Origin of the sequence: Nocardioides sp. JQ2195, assembly GCF_012272695.1 — a bacterium.
Classification (GTDB): Bacteria; Actinomycetota; Actinomycetes; order Propionibacteriales; family Nocardioidaceae; genus Nocardioides.
In genome coordinates, this window is the sequence record NZ_CP050902.1 from 1,301,211 (window position 1) to 1,321,841 (window position 20,631).

The 20,631-nt window shown below is 69.2% G+C and carries 22 protein-coding genes; 15 read left to right on the top strand and 7 right to left on the bottom strand.

Going from position 1 to position 20,631, the window contains the following annotated elements; translation table 11 throughout:
• The first annotated feature begins 46 nt into the window (after positions 1 to 46).
• The 5 genes from ncot_RS06250 to ncot_RS06270 all read left to right on the top strand — a co-directional run bounded on the left by ncot_RS06250 (position 47) and on the right by ncot_RS06270 (position 4,366).
• Entirely contained in the window at positions 47 to 1,390 is a 1,344-nt protein-coding gene (locus ncot_RS06250) for a site-2 protease family protein (protein ID WP_168616832.1), read from the top strand.
• A gap of 123 nt (positions 1,391 to 1,513) precedes the next feature.
• Positions 1,514 to 1,744 carry a GIY-YIG nuclease family protein gene (locus ncot_RS06255; RefSeq protein WP_240938096.1) on the top strand — a complete coding sequence of 77 codons (231 nt, stop codon included), beginning with the start codon at positions 1,514 to 1,516 and terminating at the stop codon, positions 1,742 to 1,744.
• Between the two features lie 207 nt (positions 1,745 to 1,951).
• Positions 1,952 to 3,103 (top strand): flavodoxin-dependent (E)-4-hydroxy-3-methylbut-2-enyl-diphosphate synthase, encoded by a 1,152-nt coding sequence (gene ispG / locus ncot_RS06260; protein ID WP_168616833.1) that lies wholly within the window; start codon positions 1,952 to 1,954, stop codon positions 3,101 to 3,103.
• Between the two features lie 29 nt (positions 3,104 to 3,132).
• Complete coding sequence (locus ncot_RS06265; protein WP_206065175.1) at positions 3,133 to 3,978, top strand: GNAT family N-acetyltransferase; 846 nt, start codon at positions 3,133 to 3,135, stop codon at positions 3,976 to 3,978.
• A 25-nt stretch (positions 3,979 to 4,003) separates the two neighbouring features.
• Positions 4,004 to 4,366, top strand: a complete 363-nt coding sequence (locus tag ncot_RS06270; RefSeq protein WP_240938097.1) for a DoxX family protein — start codon at positions 4,004 to 4,006, stop codon at positions 4,364 to 4,366.
• Positions 4,367 to 4,378: 12 nt separating this feature from the next.
• Here ncot_RS06270 and ncot_RS06275 read toward each other — a convergent pair whose 3' ends face one another.
• Both ncot_RS06275 and ncot_RS06280 read right to left on the bottom strand, forming a co-directional pair.
• Complete coding sequence (locus tag ncot_RS06275) at positions 4,379 to 4,861, bottom strand: ASCH domain-containing protein (RefSeq protein WP_168616835.1); 483 nt, start codon at positions 4,859 to 4,861, stop codon at positions 4,379 to 4,381.
• Between the two features lie 68 nt (positions 4,862 to 4,929).
• On the bottom strand, positions 4,930 to 5,922 hold the full coding sequence (locus tag ncot_RS06280; RefSeq protein ID WP_168616836.1) for an ATP-binding protein: 993 nt from the start codon (positions 5,920 to 5,922) through the stop codon (positions 4,930 to 4,932).
• Positions 5,923 to 6,020: 98 nt separating this feature from the next.
• On the opposite strand from ncot_RS06280, the gene ncot_RS06285 reads away from it, so the two are divergent.
• The gene (locus ncot_RS06285; protein WP_168616837.1) at positions 6,021 to 7,793 is read left to right on the top strand and encodes a proline--tRNA ligase; all 1,773 of its coding nucleotides are present in this window, start codon (positions 6,021 to 6,023) and stop codon (positions 7,791 to 7,793) included.
• A 3-nt stretch (positions 7,794 to 7,796) separates the two neighbouring features.
• The gene (locus tag ncot_RS06290) at positions 7,797 to 8,528 is read left to right on the top strand and encodes an HAD family hydrolase (protein ID WP_168616838.1); all 732 of its coding nucleotides are present in this window, start codon (positions 7,797 to 7,799) and stop codon (positions 8,526 to 8,528) included.
• Positions 8,529 to 8,719: 191 nt separating this feature from the next.
• On the opposite strand, the gene ncot_RS06295 is transcribed toward ncot_RS06290, so the two are convergent.
• On the bottom strand, positions 8,720 to 9,142 hold the full coding sequence (locus ncot_RS06295; RefSeq protein WP_168616839.1) for a ferritin-like domain-containing protein: 423 nt from the start codon (positions 9,140 to 9,142) through the stop codon (positions 8,720 to 8,722).
• Positions 9,139 to 9,645, bottom strand: a complete 507-nt coding sequence (locus tag ncot_RS06300) for a hypothetical protein (RefSeq protein WP_168616840.1) — start codon at positions 9,643 to 9,645, stop codon at positions 9,139 to 9,141. The genes ncot_RS06295 and ncot_RS06300 overlap by 4 nt, the downstream gene beginning before the upstream one ends.
• A 78-nt stretch (positions 9,646 to 9,723) precedes the next feature.
• On the opposite strand from ncot_RS06300, the gene rimP reads away from it, so the two are divergent.
• On the top strand, positions 9,724 to 10,206 hold the full coding sequence (rimP, locus tag ncot_RS06305) for a ribosome maturation factor RimP (protein WP_168616841.1): 483 nt from the start codon (positions 9,724 to 9,726) through the stop codon (positions 10,204 to 10,206).
• A complete protein-coding gene (gene nusA, locus ncot_RS06310; RefSeq protein WP_168616842.1) occupies positions 10,206 to 11,198 on the top strand; it encodes a transcription termination factor NusA in 993 nt (330 codons plus the stop codon). Before rimP ends, nusA begins: the two co-directional genes overlap by 1 nt.
• A 28-nt stretch (positions 11,199 to 11,226) precedes the next feature.
• On the opposite strand, the gene ncot_RS06315 is transcribed toward nusA, so the two are convergent.
• Positions 11,227 to 11,814 (bottom strand): histidine phosphatase family protein, encoded by a 588-nt coding sequence (locus ncot_RS06315; protein ID WP_168616843.1) that lies wholly within the window; start codon positions 11,812 to 11,814, stop codon positions 11,227 to 11,229.
• Positions 11,815 to 11,985: 171 nt separating this feature from the next.
• Between ncot_RS06315 and ncot_RS06320 the strand changes: the two genes are divergently transcribed.
• The 6 genes from ncot_RS06320 to ncot_RS06345 all read left to right on the top strand — a co-directional run bounded on the left by ncot_RS06320 (position 11,986) and on the right by ncot_RS06345 (position 18,771).
• Positions 11,986 to 12,246: a YlxR family protein gene (locus tag ncot_RS06320; RefSeq protein WP_240938166.1), complete on the top strand. Its 261-nt coding sequence runs from the start codon at positions 11,986 to 11,988 to the stop codon at positions 12,244 to 12,246.
• 135 nt (positions 12,247 to 12,381) lie between these two features.
• Positions 12,382 to 15,240 (top strand): translation initiation factor IF-2, encoded by a 2,859-nt coding sequence (infB, locus tag ncot_RS06325; RefSeq protein ID WP_168616845.1) that lies wholly within the window; start codon positions 12,382 to 12,384, stop codon positions 15,238 to 15,240.
• 138 nt (positions 15,241 to 15,378) lie between these two features.
• Entirely contained in the window at positions 15,379 to 15,840 is a 462-nt protein-coding gene (gene rbfA / locus ncot_RS06330) for a 30S ribosome-binding factor RbfA (RefSeq protein ID WP_168616846.1), read from the top strand.
• A complete protein-coding gene (gene truB / locus ncot_RS06335) occupies positions 15,837 to 16,760 on the top strand; it encodes a tRNA pseudouridine(55) synthase TruB (RefSeq protein WP_277345791.1) in 924 nt (307 codons plus the stop codon). The genes rbfA and truB overlap by 4 nt, the downstream gene beginning before the upstream one ends.
• 98 nt (positions 16,761 to 16,858) lie before the next feature.
• Entirely contained in the window at positions 16,859 to 17,797 is a 939-nt protein-coding gene (locus ncot_RS06340) for a bifunctional riboflavin kinase/FAD synthetase (protein ID WP_168616847.1), read from the top strand.
• 2 nt (positions 17,798 to 17,799) lie between these two features.
• Entirely contained in the window at positions 17,800 to 18,771 is a 972-nt protein-coding gene (locus ncot_RS06345; protein WP_240938098.1) for a hypothetical protein, read from the top strand.
• A 29-nt stretch (positions 18,772 to 18,800) separates the two neighbouring features.
• On the opposite strand, the gene ncot_RS06350 is transcribed toward ncot_RS06345, so the two are convergent.
• Positions 18,801 to 19,439: a response regulator transcription factor gene (locus tag ncot_RS06350; RefSeq protein ID WP_168616848.1), complete on the bottom strand. Its 639-nt coding sequence runs from the start codon at positions 19,437 to 19,439 to the stop codon at positions 18,801 to 18,803.
• Entirely contained in the window at positions 19,391 to 20,539 is a 1,149-nt protein-coding gene (locus ncot_RS06355) for a sensor domain-containing protein (RefSeq protein WP_168616849.1), read from the bottom strand. Before ncot_RS06355 ends, ncot_RS06350 begins: the two co-directional genes overlap by 49 nt.
• Between the last annotated feature and the right edge of the window lie 92 nt (positions 20,540 to 20,631).

Consider the following 20,631-nt stretch of genomic DNA (forward strand, 5'->3'; position numbering starts at 1 on the left):
TACCGTTGACGCGTAACCGGGTGACGCTGAAGGGACCCTGAACAGCATGACCGTGCTCTACTACACGCTCGGCGTGGTGATCTTCGTGGTCGCCATCCTGGTCTCGATCGCGCTCCACGAGCTCGGCCACATGTTCTGGGCCAAGAAGTTCGGTGGCAAGGTCACCCAGTACTTCGTCGGCTTCGGCAACACGATCTGGTCGAAGAAGGTCGGCGAGACCGAGTACGGCTTCAAGGCGATCCCACTCGGTGGCTTCGTGAAGATCGTCGGCATGCTGCCTCCCGAGAAGGACTCCCGCGAGACCTACGTCGACGAGGACGGCAACGAGGTCGAGCGCCTGCGGCAGTCCAACACCGGCATGTTCACGCAGCTGATCTCCGACGCGCGCGCAGCGGAGTGGGAGACGGTCAAGGCCGAGGACTCCAACCGGTTGTTCTACAAGATGCCCTGGTGGAAGAAGGTCATCGTGATGGGCGCCGGGCCGGCAGTGAACATCGCCATCGCCTTCGTGATCTTCGGTGCGCTCTTCGCCACCTACGGCAACATCGGGGAGCCGCGGACCACGCCGGAGGTCTCCGGCGTCCAGCCGTGCGTCGTCAAGTACGAGGAAGCGGGGCGTGCCTGCACCGCCGACGACCCGGAGAGCCCGGCACAGAAGGCCGGCCTGCGCACGGGCGATCGGATCCTGAGCTTCAACGGCACCACGATCGGTGACGACTGGGACAAGCTGTCGGACCTGATTCGTGACAACGGTGAGGGCAAGGCCGTCATCGTGGTCGACCGCGGGGGCGAGAGCAAGACCTTGACCACCCACACCGTGGTCAGTGACCGGCCCACCTCGACCACCGACGAGACCTTGGAGGCCGTGGGCTTCCTTGGCTTCGTTCCGACCGCGGAGCCGACCACGGGCGGGCTGCTCTACACCGTCGACACGATGGGCACGATGACCGTCCAGACCGTCGAGGCGCTGGTCCACCTGCCGAGCAAGGTGTGGGGCGTGGGCAAGGCCATCGTCGGCCTCGAGAAGCGTGACCCCGAGGGCCCGATGAGCTTGGTCGGCGGAGGCCGGATCGCCGGTGAGACCGCGGCGCACGAGGCGTTCCCGGTCAAGGAGAAGCTGGTCATGCTGCTGATGCTGATCGCGGGCTTCAACTTCTTCATCGGCATGTTCAACTTCGTGCCCCTGCTGCCGCTCGACGGCGGCCACATCGCCGGAGCGACCTACGAAGGCCTGCGTCGCGGGTGGGCCAGGCTCCGACGCCGTCCCGATCCCGGATACGTCGACGTGGCCAAGCTGCTGCCGATCGCCTATGTCGTGGCCAGTGCCTTCCTGGTGATGAGCCTGGTCCTGATCGTCGGCGACCTCGTGGTCCCGATCCACCTGACCTGAGCTGATGTCGCCCGCGTTCGACGGTGGTTGAGGAGGCGAGGCACGAGCCGTCTCGAAACCATCTTGTCCACAGGCCAACGTCAGGCGCTTGCCCGCGACCGATGCCCGGGAAACGATCGACACATGGCTTTCGTCTACATCCTGCGGTGCGCCGACGGCACGTACTACGTCGGGAGCACGACGAACCTTCCGATCCGGCTGTGGCAGCACAACAACGGTCCTGACGGAGCGGCGTACACCCGAAGACGTCGCCCCGTGGAACTCGTCTGGTCGGCGGAGTTCGAGTCGACCGCCGAGGCGTTCGCCTTCGAGAAGCGGGCTAGGGCTGGAGCCGCGCCAAGCGGGAGGCGTTGATCGCGGGTGATTGGGGCGTCGTACGTCGGCTCGCGAGTCGTGCCGTTCCGCGAAGGCCTCCGGCTTGAGGTCGGGTGTGGTTTCGAGACGCTCGTTCCTCGCTCCTCAACCACCGTCGGGGTGGGGTGTGGTTTTGAGACGCTCGTTCCTCGCCTCCCCAACCACCGTGGAGTGTGGTCATCCTCGCGTCGTACGTAGACTGGCGCCATGACGTCGATCAGTTTGGGCATGCCCGAAGCGCCGCCTCCGGTGCTCAGTCCTCGCCGCAAGACCCGCAAGATCAAGGTCGGCAAGGTCGAGGTCGGGGGAGACGCGCCGATCTCGGTGCAGTCGATGACCACCACGCTCACCTCCGACGTCAACAGCACCCTCCAGCAGATTGCCGAGCTGACCGCGGCCGGCTGCGACATCGTGCGCATCGCCTGCCCCAGCCAGGACGACGCCGACGCGCTCCCCGCGATCGCCCAGCACTCGCAGATCCCGGTGATCGCCGACATCCACTTCCAGCCGAAATACGTCTACGCGGCGATCGAGGCCGGTTGTGCCGGGGTGCGGGTCAACCCCGGCAACATCCGCCAGTTCGACGACCAGGTGAAGGAGATCGCGGCCGCCGCCAAGGACCACGGCACCTCGATCCGCATCGGCGTCAACGCGGGGTCGCTCGACAAGCGACTGCTCGAGAAGTATGGCAGGGCCACTCCCGAGGCCCTGGTCGAGAGCGCGGTCTGGGAGGCCAGCCTCTTCGAGGAGCACGGCTTCCACGACTTCAAGATCTCGGTCAAGCACAACGACCCGGTCGTGATGGTGCGCGCCTACGAGCTCCTCGCCGAGAAGGGCGACTGGCCGCTGCACCTCGGCGTCACCGAGGCCGGCCCCGCCTTCCAGGGCACGATCAAGTCGGCCACCGCGTTCGGTGCGCTGCTCAGCCGGGGCATCGGCGACACCATCCGGGTGAGCCTCTCCGCGCCGCCGGTCGAAGAGGTCAAGGTCGGCATCCAGATCCTGCAGTCGCTGAACCTGCGTCCCCGCAAGCTCGAGATCGTCTCGTGCCCGAGCTGTGGCCGCGCCCAGGTCGACGTCTACAAGCTCGCGGAGGAGGTCACCGCCGGGCTCGAGGGCATGGAGGTGCCGCTGCGGGTGGCCGTCATGGGCTGCGTCGTGAACGGTCCCGGTGAGGCCCGTGAGGCCGACCTCGGTGTGGCCTCAGGCAACGGCAAGGGCCAGATCTTCGTCAAGGGAGAAGTCATCAAGACCGTTCCCGAGTCGCAGATCGTGGAGACCCTCATCGAAGAGGCCATGCGCATCGCCGAGGGCATGGAGCCCGTCGAGGGTTCCGCCGCTGCGGTCACCGTCAGCTGACCCAGCACATCTTCAGTAGGCTCCGGAACGTGCCTCCTGCCAACTCCCGCGTGCGTGCCCTGGGACCGGACGACGTTCCGGATTTCCTCGGGCTGGTCGCGCAGGATCCGGTGGTCAACGTGTTCGCCGACTACCGAGCCCGTACGACGAAGCTCGACCGTCGCTGGCTCGGTGGGGAAGTGGTGGGCCGGTTCGTCGACAACCAGCTGGTCGCAGCGATCCACATCGGCGCGAACCTGGTGCCGGTGCAGGTCGGCCCCGACGACATCGACGACCTCGCCGATCCGGCCTTGCGCGGTCGCCGTACTGTCTCGACCATCGTGGGGCCGGAGCAGGCGGTCGACGGACTCTGGGCTGCCATCGGGTCGAGGTGGGGAAGGATGCGCGAGCACCGTCCACGTCAGCCGCACCTGGAGTACGCCGGCACGCCACTGGTCGAGCCCGACCCGCTGGTGCGTCGTACGCAAGCCCACGAGATCGACCTCGTCTATCCGGCCTGCGTGGCGATGTACACCGAGGAGGTCGGCCTGTCCCCGGAGTGGGGCGGCGGTGGCGACCTCTACCGGACGCGGGTGCGCCAGCTGATCGCGAAGGGCTGGCAGTTCTCCCGCATCGAGGACGGTCGCGTCGTGTTCAAGGCCGAGGTCGCGTGCTGCTCGCCGTACGCCGCCCAGATCCAGGGCGTCTACGTCGTCCCGGACCGCAGGGGTGAGGGCCTGGCCACCAGAGGTATGGCGGCGGTGGCCGAGCTGGTGCGCGCAGAGATCGCGCCGGCGGTCTCGCTCTATGTCAACGAGCACAACGTCGGAGCCCGGATCGCCTATGAGCGCACGGGATTCGTGGAGACTGCACGGTTCACCACCATCATGTTCTGACCGGACTGGCCCTACGCTTGCCAGCGTGAACATTCCCAAGGACGTCCTCGGCCTGGCCGGCATCTTCGCCGTCTCCGGCACCATCCACCTCGTCAAGCCCGAGGTCTATGAACCGATCATGCCGAAGGTCATTCCGGCGCGCCGCGAGGTCGTGCTCGGATCGGGCGTCGCCGAGCTGGTCTGCGCGGCCGGGCTGCTCCACCCGCGGACCCGCAGTCTGGCCGGCTGGGCCAGCGCCGGACTGCTGGTCGCGGTCTATCCGGCGAACTTCAAGATGGCTGCCGATGCCCAGAAGCGGAAGAACACCGGCCTCAAGGTCGGCACCCTCGCCCGGCTGCCGTTGCAGATCCCGATGATCCGGACCGCGTTGAGGGCCGCCCGCGGCTGAACGGCGTGACGTTCAGGGCTTCCAGAGGATCTTGAACCGCTCCATCACGATCTCCGTGTCGTCGGTGACCTCACCACCGGTCTCGGTGAAGAACTCGCGGTGCACGTCGCGCCAGTACTCGAGTGACAGGTCGCCCTCACCCTCGAGCCGGGCGTGCTCGACGTCGACGTCGCCGAACGGCACGATGCGTACGTCGGTGGTGGTGATCAGGGCCCTCGGCGTGCCGGCGCCGTCAGTGATGATCGACAGGGTGCCGACCGTCGGGACGGGTTCCTGGCCGGAGTCGTAGTCGCGCAGCGCGCTCGAGGTGGCGGTCTTGGTGCCGTCCAGTACGAGCGCGAGCAGCCGGTCGGCCTGGTCGGCGTTGGCACCGAAGGCCCATGCCGGAGGACGCAGCGACTCCTGCGCGTTGGATCCGGTGTAGGCACGCAACCGGTTGAGGTTGGCACGCACCTTGGCGTTGGCCCAGAAGTTCTCGATCGCTTCGTCGCTCATGTCGCGAAGCGTACGGCGTCACGGGTGACGGCCCCGGGTGACGGTCCGGAGTCGCTCTGCCCTGACGCTCAGCCCTGTCGTCCAGCCTGACGGGCCAGCCAGTCGGCATACGGCTCGGGCTCGGAGTCGTCCTCGAGCTGGCCGATCATGCTCTCGGTGAACCAAGCCCGCAGGTCGTTCATCTCAGGGGTGGACGGCAGGGTGAGCAGGTGCTGCTCGGCGCACATGCGGTCCGCCAGCGCCACCGTCTCGTCGAGCTCCCGGACCATGCCGCCGAGGTCCCTGGGGGCGGGCATCAGGATGTCGACGAACTCAAGACCGGCTGCCGCTGCGTCCTGGGCCGTCCGACGCCCCATGTGTCGGGCGAAGGCGGGGCGCGACACCAGACGCTGGATCAGCTCACCCAGCTCGCGGGTGTGGCCGGCGTCGTCGCTGCCGGCATCGATCAGCTGGAGCTCACGGATCAGGTCGTCGAGGTGCTGGTCGACCTGGAGTCCGAGGTCGACCGGGCACTCGGGCATCCGCAGCAACTTCCACCCTGCCGGGAGCGCGCCCATGTCCAGCTCGGCAACCGGGGTGGAGCCCAGGCTCGGGGGCCGGATCGGGTGCTCGGTGTCGGTCGCGTCGATCTCGGCCCAGATCCGTCGACCGAGGTCGGTCTCGTCGATACCCCAGTCGCGCGAGAGCATGGACACGATCGACAACCCGCGTCCCGTGATCGGCAGCTCCTCGACGGGTCGGTCATGTTCGGTCCGAGGGTGCCCGCCTGTCTGCGGCACGACTGCCTGCACGGGCACGAGTCGGCCGGCGTCCTCCACCGAGACCCTCACCGCCTGCTCGAGGTTGCGTAGGACGACGTTCATGAACGCGCTGCCGCTGTGGAGGGCCGTGTTGGCCGCCATCTCGGTGACGCACAGGGCGGCGTCGTCGATCAGGTCGGTGTGACGCCAGGTGGTCAGTCCGTCGCGCACGAACCGACGTGCCCCGGGCACGCTCGCGGTGTCGGCGGCGAGTCGCACCCGGAACTCCGGCCGGTCATCCGACTCCACGGTGGTGGACATGCCGGCCATCCTCTCACCCGGGCGCCTGTCTGCGGAACGGTCTCGGGGCGACGAAACCGGTGTGCGGTGCCTGCCGGGCCGCGGATAACCTTGCCCGCATGATCCTTCGGATGTCCAAGCTCTTCGTTCGCACCCTCCGTGACGACCCCGCCGATGCGGAGGTCCCCAGCCACCGGCTGCTGGTGCGGGCCGGCTACGTGCGGCGCGCCGCCCCGGGCATCTACACCTGGTTGCCGCTGGGCCTTCGGGTGCTGCGCAACGTGGAGGCGATCATCCGCGAGGAGATGGACGCGATCGGTGCCCAGGAGCTCCAGTTCCCCGCACTGCTGCCCCGTGAGCCCTACGAGGCCACCAACCGCTGGACCGACTACGGCGACGGCATCTTCCGGCTGAAGGACCGCAAGGGCGGTGACTACCTGCTCGGCCCCACCCACGAGGAGATGTTCACCCTCGCCGTCAAGGACATGTACTCCTCCTACAAGGACCTCCCGGTCTGGCTCTACCAGATCCAGAACAAGTACCGCGACGAGGCGCGTCCCCGCGCGGGGATCCTGCGCGGGCGTGAGTTCGTGATGAAGGACTCCTACTCCTTCGACACCACCGACGAGGGCCTCGACGCCTCGTACGCCGCCCACCGTGCGGCCTACATCAAGACCTTCGACCGCCTGGGCTTCGACTACGTCATCGTCAAGGCCACCTCGGGTGCCATGGGCGGGTCCAGGTCCGAGGAGTTCCTGGCCAGTGCCGAGGTCGGCGAGGACACCTACGTCAGGTGCAGCGCCTGCGACTACGCCGCCAACGTGGAGGCGGTGGCAGTGCGGCCTCCCGCCGCCCAGTCGTATGACGACGTGCCCGCTGCCCACGCTGAGCAGACCCCTGACACGCCCACGATCCAGACCCTGGTCGACGTGCTCAACGACAAGTTCCCCCGTGACGACCGAGCCTGGCGGGCCGGGGACACCCTCAAGAACGTCATGGTCATGCTGAAGCACCCCGACGGCTCCCGGGAGCCCCTGGCCATCGGCCTCCCCGGTGACCGTGAGGTCGACCAGAAGCGCCTGGAGGGACAGCTCGAGCCGATCGAGGTCGAGCCCATGGACGAGGCCGAGATGGCCAAGCACCCCGCCCTGGTCAAGGGCTACATCGGTGCCGGAGTGCTGGGTGAGGAGTCCAGGTCGGGCATCCGTTACCTGGTCGACCCGCGCGTCGTCGAGGGCACCCGCTGGGTGACCGGTGCCGACGTGTCGGGCCAGCACGTCATCGACCTGGTCGCCGGGCGCGACTTCACGCCCGACGGCACCGTCGAGGCGGCGGAGGTCCGTGACGGCGACCCCTGCCCCAACTGCGAGGACGGCAGCCTCCAGACGGCGCGCGGCATCGAGATGGGTCACATCTTCCAGCTCGGTCGGCTCTACGCCGAGGCACTCGACCTCAAGGTGCTCGACGAGAACGGCAAGCTGGTCACGGTGACCATGGGGTCCTACGGCATCGGCGTCTCCCGTGCGGTCGCCGCCATCGCGGAGGGCAACCACGACGAGCTCGGCCTGGTCTGGCCGCGTGAGATCGCGCCGGCCGACGTGCACCTCGTCGCCACCGGCAAGGACCCCGACGTCTACGCAGCCGCCGAGCGCATTGCGGCCGATCTCTCCAAGGCCGGCGTCGACGTGATCTTCGACGACCGCCCGACCAAGGTGAGCCCCGGCGTGAAGTTCAAGGACGCCGAGCTGATCGGCGTACCCACCATCGCCGTGGTCGGCCGGGGGCTCGCGGACGACGGGACCATCGAGGTCAAGGACCGTCGCTCCGGCGAGCGCGAGAACGTGGCGCTCGCCGACGTCGTCCGACACCTGACCAGCCTGGTCAAGGGCTGAGCGGTGAGCCCAGCCGGTCGGTTGGACGCCGTCATCTTCGACTGGGGCGGCACCCTGACGCAGTGGCACGACATCGACTTCCACGCGGAGTGCCTGGCGCTGGCCCAGGCAGTGATCGCCACACCCAGCAAGGACGACGACCACCACGCACACGCTGCCCGGCTGCACGCGGCCGGTGATGTCATCTGGGGGCGCTCGCGCGACCACCAAGAGAGCTCGACCGTGGCTGACCTCTTCACCGAGGCAGGGTTGGAGCACGACCCGGAGCTGTTGGCCGCCTACCGGGAGTTCTGGGAGCCGCACACCGGCACCGATCAGCAGGTGGCGCCGTTGTTCGACGGCCTGCACGGCCTGGGGCTCAAGGTCGGTGTGCTGTCGAACACGATCTGGCCACGCGCGTGGCACGAGGAGTTCTTCCGCCGGGACGGCGTGGACCACCTGATCGACGGTGACGTCTACACCAGCGAGATCCCGTGGACCAAGCCATCGCCCGACGCGTTCGGTGCGGCCATGGCGGCCGTCGGGGTCGACGACCCCGCTCGCTGCGTCTACGTGGGGGACCGGCTCTTCGACGACATCTGGGGTGCCCGCAACGCCGGGATGCGTGCCATCCACGTCCCGCACAGCGCGATTCCGCGCAACCAGGTCGGACACTCAGAAGGAGTGCCCGACGCGGTGGTCCAGGAGCTCGCCGAGGTGCTGCCAGTCGTCGCCGACTGGCATGTGCGGGCCTGATCCCGCGACTGCAGAACTTGGCGATCAACTGTTGCAAGTTCCTGCAGTGCAAGAACCTGCAGGTGCTGGTTGCTGGGCACAGCGCAAGAACTGAGGAAGTATTCCTACCAGCGGAGTTCACATCCCAGTGGACAACCCGGCGTCGGGAAGGGTCTCGGGGCTTCCCCGACGCCGGGTCCGCTCTCGGTCAGTCAGGTGTCGATGCCCGGCAGGTCCTGCGGGGCTCCACCCAGGTCGAGCTCGCGCAGGCTGGCATCGAGCAGGGCCTTGATCGCCCACTCGCGCTCGGCGGCGACCGTGCGCCCGACCATGTCGGCATACGTCACGGTGCACCGTTGCTCGATCTGAAGGCCGGCAGCCTCCACCTCGTCGGGGGTGCGCAGCTGGTTCGGCAGCTCGTAGGCGACCTCCGCGGCCACCGGCTGCTCGCCGGCGTCACGGATCCAGCGCACGAGCTGGTCCCGGCGGGTGCGGTGCCGGGTGTACCCGCTGCTGACGGTGTCGAAGAGCTTCGGCTGGGCAGACTCCGAGGTCTGGCCGCCGAGCGTGGTGTAGAGCCACACGGCGGCATGCTCCGCGGCCAGCGTGGTCTGCAACGGCGACGTGTCGCTCATGCGTCACTGGCCTTCCTGGACGCGGGGAGCACCTGGCGGTGCTGCGCGACGCCGGCAGCCATCGCAGCCAGGGTGCGGGCGAGGGTTCCGCTCGAGACGTCCGCGGCGAGTCCGGACAGGGTGGCCTGCAACGTCGTCTCCCGGCGGCGTACGGCGTCCAAGGCGACCCCGCTCGCCTTCGGCACGTCGGGGGCGGTGGTCGGGGAGGCGGTGCGGTGCGGCTCGAGCAGGCCGAGGTGCGCGGTGTGCAGGGCGGTCAGCTCTGCCAACGGTCCGGACAGGCCGATGTGCTTGTCCGCCACGGCCGAGACGAACTGCTGCGCCTCGGTGATGGCGGCCACGGCGGCATCGACCTGCTCCGCGTCGGGAACACCCTCGGCGACGTCCTGCTCCGGCGGTGTGGCGGCCTCCTCGGCCGGCCCCCAGCGGCATCCGGCCGCGAGCAGCAGCGGCGCGGCGGCCAGTGTCGTACGTCGCGACACGGGGTGGGAGGGGATCGGCACGCGCCGACTCTAAGGCATGTCATGGTCGCTGGGGATTGCCGCTATGGTTGGGCCCACAACAGCACAAGGAGGTCGCCCATGAGCAGCGCCAAGTCTGACGCAACCAGGGATCGCATCGAAGCGGAACTCATTGACCCCCTGTCGACCTTCGGGCTCGACGTCGAAGCGGTCGAGATCACTCCGGCCGGCAAGCGCCGCGTGCTGCGTGTCGCCGTCGACAAGGACGGCGGCGTCACTCTCGACGACGTCGCGGAGGCGACGCGCGAGATCGAGCGGGTGCTCGACACCTCCGACGTGATGGGGGAGCACCCCTACACGCTCGAGGTGACCTCGCGTGGTGTCGATCGGCCGCTCACCCTGCCGCGCCACTGGCGTCGCAACGAGGACCGGTTGGTGAAGGTGTCGATGATCGAGGGCGACGAGGTCGAGGGCCGCATCGGCTCGTCCACCGACTCCGCGGTCAGCCTCGACGTCAACGGATCCACCCAAGAAATCGCCTACGCCGACATCTCCAAGGCCAAGGTCCAGATCGAGTTCAACCGAAAGAGCAGGGACGTCTGATGGACATCGACCTGAGCATCCTCCGCATGCTCGAGCAGGAGAAGGAGATCAAGTTCTCCGTCCTGGTGGAGGCGATCGAGCAGGCCCTGCTCACTGCCTACCAGAAGACCGGGGGCGCGCAGCCGCGCGCGCGGGTGGTCCTCGACCAGAAGTCCGGTCACGTGTCGGTGCTGGCCGCCGAGCTCGACGACGAGGGCAACGTCATCGGCGAGTACGAGGACACCCCCGACGGGTTCGGCCGGATCGCGGCCACCACGGCGAAGCAGATCATGCTGCAGCGCCTGCGCGACGCCGAGGACGAGGTCAAGTTCGGCGAGTTCTCCGGCAAGGAGGGCGACATCATCTCCGGCATCATCCAGCAGGGTCGCAACCCGGACGACGTCATGGTCGACCTCGGAAAGCTGGAGGCACTGCTCCCGCTGGGCGAGCGGGTCCCCGGCGAGAAGTACGAGCACGGTGAGCGCATCAAGTGCATGGTGGTCTCGGTGCGCAAGGGCATGCGCGGTCCGCAGGTCACCCTCTCGCGTACCCACCCGAACCTGGTCCGCAAGCTCTTCGCACTCGAGGTGCCGGAGATTGCCGACGGCACCGTCGAGATCGCCGCCATCGCCCGGGAAGCCGGGCATCGCACCAAGATCGCGGTGCACTCGAAGGTGCCCGGCGTGAACGCCAAGGGTGCCTGCATCGGGCCGATGGGCCAGCGGGTGCGCAACATCATGTCCGAGCTGCACGGCGAGAAGATCGACATCGTCGACTGGTCGGAGGACCCCGCAGAGCTGGTCGCCCACGCGTTGTCACCGGCTCGGGTCCGCTCGGTGGAGATCATCTCTCTGCAGGAGCGGTCGGCACGGGTCGTCGTCCCCGACTTCCAGCTGTCGTTGGCGATCGGCAAGGAGGGCCAGAACGCCCGCCTGGCTGCGCGGCTCACGGGGTGGCGCATCGACATCCGCTCCGACGACGAGTCGTCGCACGAGCGCGTCGAAACCCGGTGAGAGACGCACCGACTGCGACCGGGGTCTGTCAGCCCCAGCTCCGGCAGACCCAGCCGTCACCGTCGATGTCGATCTCGATCGTGTCGCAGTTGTCCAGGCGGGTCATCTCGATCCCGGACATCCGTGCCAGCGCCGGGACCCCGAGCCGGAGCAGGCCACCGTGGCTGATCACGAGCACGCTCTCCCCGCGGTACTGGTCGGCGATGTCCGACAGCGTCGCCCGGAGTCGCTCGATGCCCTCGGTGCCGGTCTCGGCGCCGGGGGCCCGGGTGTCCAGCTCGCCCTCGAGCCAGCGCAGGTAGGTCTCGGCGAACGGGTCGTCGGCGCGCGGGAGCCCGGCGTACTCGCCGCAGGAGAACTCGTCCAGCGCCGAGCGGGTGCTCACGGCCACGCCGAGGGTCGCGGCCACGATCTCCCCGGTCTGCACGGCGCGGGCCAGCGTGCTGGTCCAGACGTGCGCCACCTTGCGACCGGCCAGTTTCTCGGCGAGCTCGACCGCCTGGCGACGCCCGAGGTGGGTCAGTGACCCGCCCTCGTCGGTGAGCAGGTCCGACTCGTACTCCGCCTCACCGTGCCTGGCCAGGACGATCCGACTGGCGCACTGCAGGTCGCTCATGTGATGCTCCTCCCGCCCGCTGGCCGGCGTGGGACGCCAGCCGCTTGCTCTCCATCTTGGCCGATCCAGGGTGAGGCGGGGATACCGGTTCGATGTTGGGGCCGGCAACGGCTAGACTCTCCGCTGGTGGTTATGACTGGCAACACTCCTGCGCGCCCACGCCCGGTGCGTATGTGCGTGGGATGTCGCGAGCGGGCCACCACGCTTGAGTTGATCCGGGTTGTCGCCGGGTCGGACGACCATGGCCCCGCCGTGGTGCCCGATCTCGACGGCACGGCTCCTGGTCGGGGCGCACACCTGCACCCCACACCAGCGTGCCTTGCCCTGGCAGTGCGCAGACGGGCGTTCCCGAGAGCCTTGCGGTTCGCGGGGGGCCTCGACGTCACCGCCCTGAGCAGCCTGATCGACACGAGCACTGACACCACACCGTGATTGACCTACAGGAACTGGAGCAGCAGCTCATGAGCACTCGATGAGTACTTCCCGATGAGTTTGCACAACCACTAACGGTCCGAATCACCTCCTCCTGCAATCGGCAGCGTCGGGGCTCGGGCCAGAAGGAGAAGCGTGGCCAAGCCCCGAGTACACGAACTCGCCAAGGAATTCGGCGTCGAGAGCAAGTTTGTTCTCGAGAAGCTGAAGGAGATGGGGGAGTTCGTCAAGTCTGCGTCCTCGACCGTGGAACCCCCGGTCGCGAACCGATTCAAGAAGGAGTACGGCGAGCAGCTCAAGGCTGCTGCCGCCACTTCCGCCCCTGAGGCGCCCCAGGAGGCCCCGGCCAAGAAGGCCGCGGCCAAGCCCGGCCCCAAGCCGCCGGCCAAGAAGGCCGCCGCGGAGCCGGCTCCTGCTCCTGCCGACGAGGCCCCGGCAACCGAGGGGCAGCCCACCCAGGCGCCCTCCACCCCGGAGGCTCCGGCTGCCGTCTCAGCGACCAAGCCCGGCCCGAAGCCCGGGCCCAAGCCCGGCCCCAAGCCGGCTGCGGCTCCGGAGGCACCCGAGGCACCGGCCGCCAAGGCCCCCTCGCCGAAGGCCCCCGCGCCCAAGGCTCCGCCGCCGCGTCCGGTCGGCAAGCCCGGCGGCACCCCGCGTCCGGGCAACAACCCGTTCTCCTCCAGCCAGGGCATGGGACGACGCCCGGCTCCGGCCGACCGTGGTCCGGCTCCGGCTGGCGGCACCGGCGGTGCCGCGGGCGGCGACCAGCAGCGCCCGCCGCGTCCCCCGGCCTCCCGTGACGGCGGCGCAGGTCGCTCCAGCGGCATGCCGCGCCCCAACCCGGCGATGATGCCCAAGTCCCCGGCTGCCTTCGGTGGCGGTCCCGGCGGCCGTGGGCCCGGTGGTCCCGGCGGTCGTGGAGGCCCCGGTGGCGGTCGTGGCGGAGCGCCCGGCCGCGGTGCCCCCGGTGGCGCCCCCGGCCAGCGTCCCGGCGGCTTCGGCCCGTCCGGCGGCGGTCGTCCCGGTGGCGGTCGTCCCGGTGGGAACCGGCCCGGTCAGCGTGGTCAGACCCAGGGTGCCTTCGGTCGCCCCGGCGGTCCGTCGCGTCGTGGTCGCAAGTCGAAGCGGGCACGTCGTCAGGAATTCGAGGCCATGCAGGCCCCGACGATCGGTGGCGTGCGCGTCCGCAAGGGTGACGGCGAGACCGTGCGCCTGGCACGGGGCGCGTCCCTGACCGACTTCGCCGAGAAGATCAACGTCGACGCCGCGGCCCTGGTGCAGATGCTCTTCTCGCTCGGCGAGATGGTCACCGCCACCGAGTCGGTCGACGAGGCGACGTTCGAGCTGCTCGGCGAAGAGCTGAACTACGTCGTCCAGATCGTCTCCCCGGAGGACGAGGACCGTGCCCTCCTCGAGGGCTTCGACCTCGAGTTCGGTGCCGACGAGGGTGACGAGGACGACCTGTCCTTCCGTCCGCCGGTCGTCACCGTCATGGGTCACGTCGACCACGGAAAGACCAAGCTCCTCGACGCCCTTCGCAGCGCGAACGTGGTCGACAAGGAAGCCGGTGGCATCACCCAGCACATCGGCGCCTACCAGGTCGCGACGGAGGTGGACGGCGAGGACCGTCGGATCACCTTCATCGACACCCCGGGTCACGAGGCGTTCACCGCCATGCGTGCCCGTGGTGCCCAGGCCACCGACATCGCGATCCTCGTGGTCGCGGCCGACGACGGTGTCATGCCGCAGACGGTCGAGGCGTTGAACCACGCCAAGGCTGCGGACGTGCCGATCGTGGTCGCGGTGAACAAGATCGACAAGCCGGAGGCCGACCCGACCAAGGTCCGTGGCCAGCTCACCGAGTACGGCCTGGTGCCCGAGGAATACGGCGGCGACGTCATGTTCGTCGACGTCTCGGCCAAGTCGGAGCTCCACCTCGACAAGCTGCTCGAGGCCGTCGTCCTCACCGCCGATGCATCCCTCGACCTGCGGGCCAACCCCAACCAGGACGCCCAGGGCATGGTCATCGAGGCGCACCTCGACCGTGGCCGCGGCCCGGTTGCCACGGTGCTGGTCCAGCGCGGGACGCTGCGTGTCGGTGACTCGATCGTCGCCGGCGCCGGCCACGGTCGCGTCCGGGCGATGCTCGACGAGCACGGCAACAACATCGAGGAGGCCGACCCGGCCCGTCCCGCGATGGTGCTCGGCCTGAACGCCGCCCCCGGCGCCGGTCAGACCTTCATCGTCGTCGACGACGACCGGATGGCCCGCCAGATCGCCGAGAAGCGCGAGGCACGCGAGCGTGCGGCCATGCAGGCCAAGCGTCGCGTGCGTCGTACCCTCGAGGACTTCATGGCCTCCATGGAGAAGGGCGAGAGCCAGGAGCTCAACCTCATCCTCAAGGGCGACGTGTCCGGTTCGGTCGAGGCCCTCGAGGACTCGCTGGCCCAGATCGACGTCGGCGAGGAAGTCTCGCTGCGCGTCATCGACCGCGGTGTCGGTGCGATCACCGAGACCAACGTCGACCTCGCAGCCGCCTCGGACGCCATCATCATCGGCTTCAACGTCCGGCCCCAGGGCAAGGCGGGCCAGATGGCCGACAAGGAAGGTGTCGAGATTCGCTACTACTCGGTCATCTACCAGGCGATCGAGGAGATCGAGGCCGCGCTCAAGGGCATGCTCAAGCCGGAGTACGAGGAAGCCTCCCTGGGCAAGGCGGAGATCCGCGAGATCTTCCGCTCGTCCAAGGCCGGCAACATCGCAGGCTGCATGGTCATCGACGGCACGGTTCGCCGCAACGCGAAGGCGCGCGTCCTGCGCGACGGAGCGGTCATCGCGGACAACCTCGACCTGGCCTCGCTCAAGCGGGAGAAGGACGACGCCTCCGAGGTCCGCGAGGGCTTCGAGTGTGGTCTGGTGCTCAAGAACTTCCAGGACATCAAGATCGGCGATGTCGTGGAGTCGTTCGAGATGCGCGAGATCCCGCGCAGCTGATCCGCCGGGCCGGCTCGGCGACCGCACTGGTCGCCGAGCCGGCCCGTCATCCACACCTGTCGTCGCCGAGTCGGCACGAGTTGACGCCCACGAGTGTCGACACGTGCCGACTCGGCGCAGTTTTGAGAGAGTAGGAACATGGCCAGCCCACGGGTTCGCAAGATCGCGGACCGGATCAAGATCATCGTCGCCGAGATGTTGGAGCGTCGCGTCAAGGACCCGCGCCTGGGTTTCGTGACCGTCACCGACGTGCGCGTCTCCGGCGACAGCCAACACGCGACCGTGTTCTACACGGTGCTCGGCGAGGAGGACTCGCTGGCCGGCACCGCGGCTGCCCTCGAGTCGGCCAAGGGCCTGATCCGCTCGGAGGTCGGCAAGCAGCTGGGCATCCGTCACGTCCCGACCCTGGAGTTCATCCACGACGCCCTCCCGGAGACGGCGCGCCAGCTCGACGACGTGCTCGCCCGGGCGCGGGAGATCGACGAGCAGGTGGCCGCCACCCGCATGGGCGCGACCTACGCCGGGGGCGACGACCCCTACAAGAAGCCGCACGAGGACGCCGCCGACCCGGACCCGGACACCGACGCGGACGACGAGTGACCCCAGCACCTCCTCCCGCCGGCCTGGTCGTCGTCGACAAGGCCGGCGGGATGACGTCCCACGACGTGGTCGCGCGGGTACGCCGACTGGCCGGCACCCGCAAGGTCGGCCACGCCGGCACGCTCGACCCGATGGCGACCGGCGTGCTCGTGCTCGGGGTCAACCGGGCCACCCGGCTGCTCGGCCACCTGATGCTGACCGAGAAGGGCTACGACGCCACGATCCGTCTCGGTGTCTCGACCACCACGGACGATGCCGAGGGTGAGACCACCTCGACCACGCCTGCCGGTCATGTCACCGAGCCGGAGATCCGGTCGGCCCTCGAGCGTTTCGTGGGAGACATCGAGCAGGTGCCCACCGCCGTCTCCGCGATCAAGGTCGACGGGAAGCGGGCCTACCAACGGGTGCGTGACGGGGAGACCGTCGAGCTGAAGGCGCGCCCGGTGACCGTGCACGAGATCGTGGTGCACTCGGTGGTTGAGGAGGCCGAGCAACGAGGCCGTCTCGAGACCACCCCGACATCTGTCGACGTGCGCATCTCGGTGCGTTGCTCCAGCGGCACCTACATCCGCGCCATCGCCCGCGACCTCGGCGAGGCACTCGGGGTGGGCGGTCACCTGACCGCCTTGCGGCGCACGGCCGTCGGTGGCTTCGACCTGTCCGTGGCGACGACGCTCGAGCAGCTCGGCGACGAGTTCACGATGGTGCCGATCGCCGACGCAGCCCGAGCCACCTTCCCGACGTACGAACTGGATGACGAGCAGGCCGGCGACGTCCGCGTGGGCCGCAAGCTCAGCATCGACCTGGAGCAGCTCACCGCGGTCTTCGCACCCGACGGGGAGTTCCTGGCGCTCTACGAGCCTGCCGCGGACGCCCCCGGTCGAGCTCGCGCCGTCGCCGTCTTCACGGGTGGTCCCTGAGGTTTCGGTCCCACTCACATCGGACCGAAACCTCAGGGACGACCGGGAGTGGAGGGCGGAAACCTCAGGGAGTTTCCGGATATGGGAGAGTTCTGCCCGTGCAGATCTGGCGTTCACTGACCGAAGTGCCCGACGGGATCGGGCGTACTGTGGTGACGATCGGCAACTTCGACGGCTGTCACCTCGGCCACCAGCACGTCGTACGCCGAGCGTGCGAGGTCGGTGCCGAGCGCGGTGGGCTCCCCGTCGTGGCGGTCACCTTCGACCCGCACCCGATGGCCGTGCTGCGACCCGAGCACGCGCCCACCAGCCTCACCTCGATCGAGGAGCGAGCCGCGTTGCTCCGGGCGGCCGGTGCCGACGGTGTGCTGGTCGTCCCGTTCGACCGTGACATCGCGGCGTGGACGCCCGAACAGTTCATCGACCGGATCCTGGTGGAGGCGCTGCACGCCTCGGCGGTGGTGGTCGGCGCCAACTTCCGCTTCGGGCACCGTGCCGCGGGCGACGTGGCCACCCTGCGCGAAGCAGGGGAGTCCCGCGGCTTCACGGCCGAGGGCATCGAGCTGGACGGGGGACCGCAGGTCTGGTCCTCGACCTATGTCCGCACCTGCCTGGCCGCTGGCGACGTCTCCGGCGCGGCCGAGGCGTTGGGGCGCCCGTTCACCGTCCGTGGTGCGGTGGTCAAGGGCGACCAGCGCGGTCGTGACCTCGGCTTCCCGACCGCCAACGTGCCCACCACCGATGCGGTCGCCGCTCCCGCGGACGGCGTGTACGCCGGTTGGCTGCGCCGCCTCGACACCGACGAGCGGTTCCCCGCGGCGATCAGCGTCGGCACCAACCCGACGTTCGACGGCGTGCGCGAGCGCCGCGTCGAGTCCTACGTGCTCGACCGCACCGACCTCGAGCTGTACGGCGTCGAGGTCGAGGTGGCGTTCGTCGGCCGGATCCGCGGCATGGTGAAGTTCGAGGGCATCGAGAAGCTGGTCGAGACGATGGAGGACGACGTCGTCCGCACCCGCGAGATCCTCGGGCTCTGACCGTGGCCCAGCCAGCCGACGTCCGGGCGGTCGAGAACTGGTTCGTGGCCAACGGGTTGCCCTACTTCGTCGACCACATTCGTGACGACGTGACTCGGCGCCTGCGACCCCGGAGGTTGCTCGCCGTCCTCCTCGTGGGTGTCGTCCTGGCCATCCCGGTCGGCGCCGGGGTCGGCCTGTGGGCAGACCAGTGGTCCTACGGCGTCTCGAGCGCACTGACCACGGTGGCGGTGGTGTTCGGTCTCTACGCGTTGCTCACGCTGAAGGCCTGGCTGTGGATCCGCTGGGCCGCCGGCCAGACCCTCGGTTCGCTGAGCCTGATGGTGCCGCTGGTGACGCGGGCGCTCCCGTTGCTGCTGCTGTTCATCACGTTCCTCTTCATCAATGCCGAGGTCTGGCAGGTGGGCGCCACCCTCGACGGCGGCATCATGTGGGCCGCGGTGATGTTGTTCGCTGCCTTCGCCGTCGGATTCCTGCTGTCGCGCCTGCCCGAGGAGCTCGACGCCTTCGACCGCAACCTCGGGGTCGACGGCTTGGTCGGTGCCTGTCGTGGAACGCCGCTCGAGAGTGAGGCGAACCGCCTCCGTGAGACCAGCGCCGGCCTCCCTGTGGCCGCGGAGGTGACCGGCCTGCAGAAGGCCAACCTGGTGCTGGTCCTGCTGGTCGCCCAGGTCGTGCAGGTGCTGCTGCTCTCCATCTCCGTCTTCGGGTTCTTCATCCTGTTCGGGATGGTGGCGATGGACGACTCGGTCATCGAGACCTGGGTCGGACACCCACCGGAGACGTTCATCGGCCCGGTCAGCCGCGAGCTGGTGCAGGTCTCGGTGTTCCTCGCCGCGTTCAGCGGCCTCTACTTCGCGGTCTACGCCGTCACCGACGAGCTCTACCGCAAGCAGTTCTTCACCACGATCACCCGCGAGCTCGAGCGCGCGGTCAGCGCCCGGGTGGTCTACCGGTCGATGCGCCGGCGCTGACGCGTGCCGACTCGGCGGCCCGCAGCAGGTCAGATCCGGAGCCAGGCGAGCACCGCACGCACGCGTCGGTTGTCGTCCTCCGCGATCGGGAGGTCCAGCTTCGCGAAGATGCTGTTGGTGTGCTTGGCCACCGCCTTCTCCGTGACGAAGAGGGTGCTGGCGATGGCTTGGTTCGAGCGCCCCTCGGCCATCAGGGCCAGCATCTCCTGCTCGCGGGGAGTGAGTCGGTCGACCGGCTCCTCGCGTCGGGCCATGATCGTGGCGATCACCTCGGGGTCGATGACGGTGCCTCCGGCCACCACCCGGCGTACGCCGTCGACGAACTCGCCGACGTTGGCCACCCGGTCCTTGAGCAGGTAGCCGATCGCCCCCTGCCCGCTGGCCAGCAGCTCACGGGCGTAGAGCTGCTCGACGTACTGGGAGAGGACCAGCACCGGGAAGCCCGGCTTCTCGGCACGGATGGCCACCGCGGCCCTGAGGCCTTCATCGGTGAACGTCGGCGGCATGCGGACGTCGAGCACGGCACCGTCGGCCTCGTGCGAGTGCAGGGCGGCGGCGAGCGACTCCGCGTTGTCGACCGCGGCGACGACGGTGAAGCTGTGGGCCTCGAGGAGGCGGATCAGGCCGTCCCGGAGGAGGGCGTTGTCCTCGGCGACGACAAGGCGCACGGAACCTCCAAGGTGATCAGGGTCGGCCCCGCGGCAGGACTCGACACCCTCATCGTGCCGTCAAAGGCGGCCAGGCGACGCATGACCCCCCGCATGCCGGTGCCCTCGTCGGGATTCGCGCCCCCGTGGCCGTCGTCACCGACGACGACAGTGAGCCGACCGTCGGCCCAGGACAACCGGACCCAGCCGTGGGTGGCGGCGGAGTGCTTGCCGAGGTTGGCGAGGCACTCGGCGATGGCGAAGTAGGCCGCGGACTCGACCGGTGCCGGCGGACGGCCGACCAGCGCGTGGTCGACGGTCACCGGGACGGCCATGTCGAGCGCCAGCGCCTCGACGGCACCGGAGAGCCCACGATCGGCGAGCACGGGCGGGTGGATGCCGCGCACCACGGAACGCAGGTCGCCGAGAGCGGCACCGGTCGTGTCGCGGGCCTCGGCGACGAGCGTGCGGGCAGCGTGGGGGTCACGGTCGAACAGGTCCTCGGCCATCCCGAGCGTCATGCCCAGCGCGACCAGCCGCGCCTGGGTGCCGTCGTGGAGGTCGCGCTCGATGCGGCGCAGCTCGGCAGCGGAGTGGTCGACCGTCGCGGCCCGGGACACGGTCAGTGTCTCGACCCGCTGCTCGAGCTCCTCGGTGTGGCCGGGGCTCAGGAAGATGCGGTCCAGCGTGCTCCGTGCGCGCATGATGTGCGGGGCGCCGAACCACCAGAACGCGCCGGTCACCACGAGCAGCAGGAGCAGGACGGTCAGGAGCGAGAGCACGAAGCCGATCGGGACGACGACCAGGGCCCAGGCGATCTCGCGCCAGGTCATCGGGTCGCGGGCCCAAGTCTGGAGGCGCTTGATGAGCGCGAGGCCCTGCGTGGGCAGTCGGTTGGCAGGTACGGCGTACCCGAGGGCTTCGGCAGCCATCGAACGGTGCCGGTCGGTGATCCATTGCAGGGCTGGCAGTGCGACGAGGAGGACCGGGATGCCGACCGTGACCAGGGTCAGGGTGCCACCCACTGCGACGAACACGACCGCGATCACGACGAGGGGGAACATCAGCAGCTGGAGTGCGGCGAATCCGGTGAGGCGCAACGGGCCTGCCTGCTGGTTCATGGCTCCATCCTCCCCGATCGGGCCGGCGCGGACAGTGGTGCCAGGACCACCATCTCCGTGGAGCTGGAGCCACTGACGTCGCGAACCCGGGC

What these genes read in the sequence shown, in the direction of transcription:
- ncot_RS06250 (WP_168616832.1), top strand. Translation starts at nt 47, where the DNA reads ATGACCGTGCTCTACTACACGCTCGGCGTGGTGATCTTCGTGGTCGCC.
- ncot_RS06255 (WP_240938096.1), top strand. Translation starts at nt 1,514, where the DNA reads ATGGCTTTCGTCTACATCCTGCGGTGCGCCGACGGCACGTACTACGTC.
- ispG (WP_168616833.1), top strand. Translation starts at nt 1,952, where the DNA reads ATGACGTCGATCAGTTTGGGCATGCCCGAAGCGCCGCCTCCGGTGCTC.
- ncot_RS06275 (WP_168616835.1), bottom strand. Translation starts at nt 4,861, where the DNA reads ATGAGCGACGAAGCGATCGAGAACTTCTGGGCCAACGCCAAGGTGCGT.
- ncot_RS06280 (WP_168616836.1), bottom strand. Translation starts at nt 5,922, where the DNA reads ATGTCCACCACCGTGGAGTCGGATGACCGGCCGGAGTTCCGGGTGCGA.
- ncot_RS06285 (WP_168616837.1), top strand. Translation starts at nt 6,021, where the DNA reads ATGATCCTTCGGATGTCCAAGCTCTTCGTTCGCACCCTCCGTGACGAC.
- ncot_RS06295 (WP_168616839.1), bottom strand. Translation starts at nt 9,142, where the DNA reads ATGAGCGACACGTCGCCGTTGCAGACCACGCTGGCCGCGGAGCATGCC.
- rimP (WP_168616841.1), top strand. Translation starts at nt 9,724, where the DNA reads ATGAGCAGCGCCAAGTCTGACGCAACCAGGGATCGCATCGAAGCGGAA.
- nusA (WP_168616842.1), top strand. Translation starts at nt 10,206, where the DNA reads ATGGACATCGACCTGAGCATCCTCCGCATGCTCGAGCAGGAGAAGGAG.
- ncot_RS06315 (WP_168616843.1), bottom strand. Translation starts at nt 11,814, where the DNA reads ATGAGCGACCTGCAGTGCGCCAGTCGGATCGTCCTGGCCAGGCACGGT.
- ncot_RS06320 (WP_240938166.1), top strand. Translation starts at nt 11,986, where the DNA reads ATGTGCGTGGGATGTCGCGAGCGGGCCACCACGCTTGAGTTGATCCGG.
- rbfA (WP_168616846.1), top strand. Translation starts at nt 15,379, where the DNA reads ATGGCCAGCCCACGGGTTCGCAAGATCGCGGACCGGATCAAGATCATC.
- ncot_RS06355 (WP_168616849.1), bottom strand. Translation starts at nt 20,539, where the DNA reads ATGAACCAGCAGGCAGGCCCGTTGCGCCTCACCGGATTCGCCGCACTC.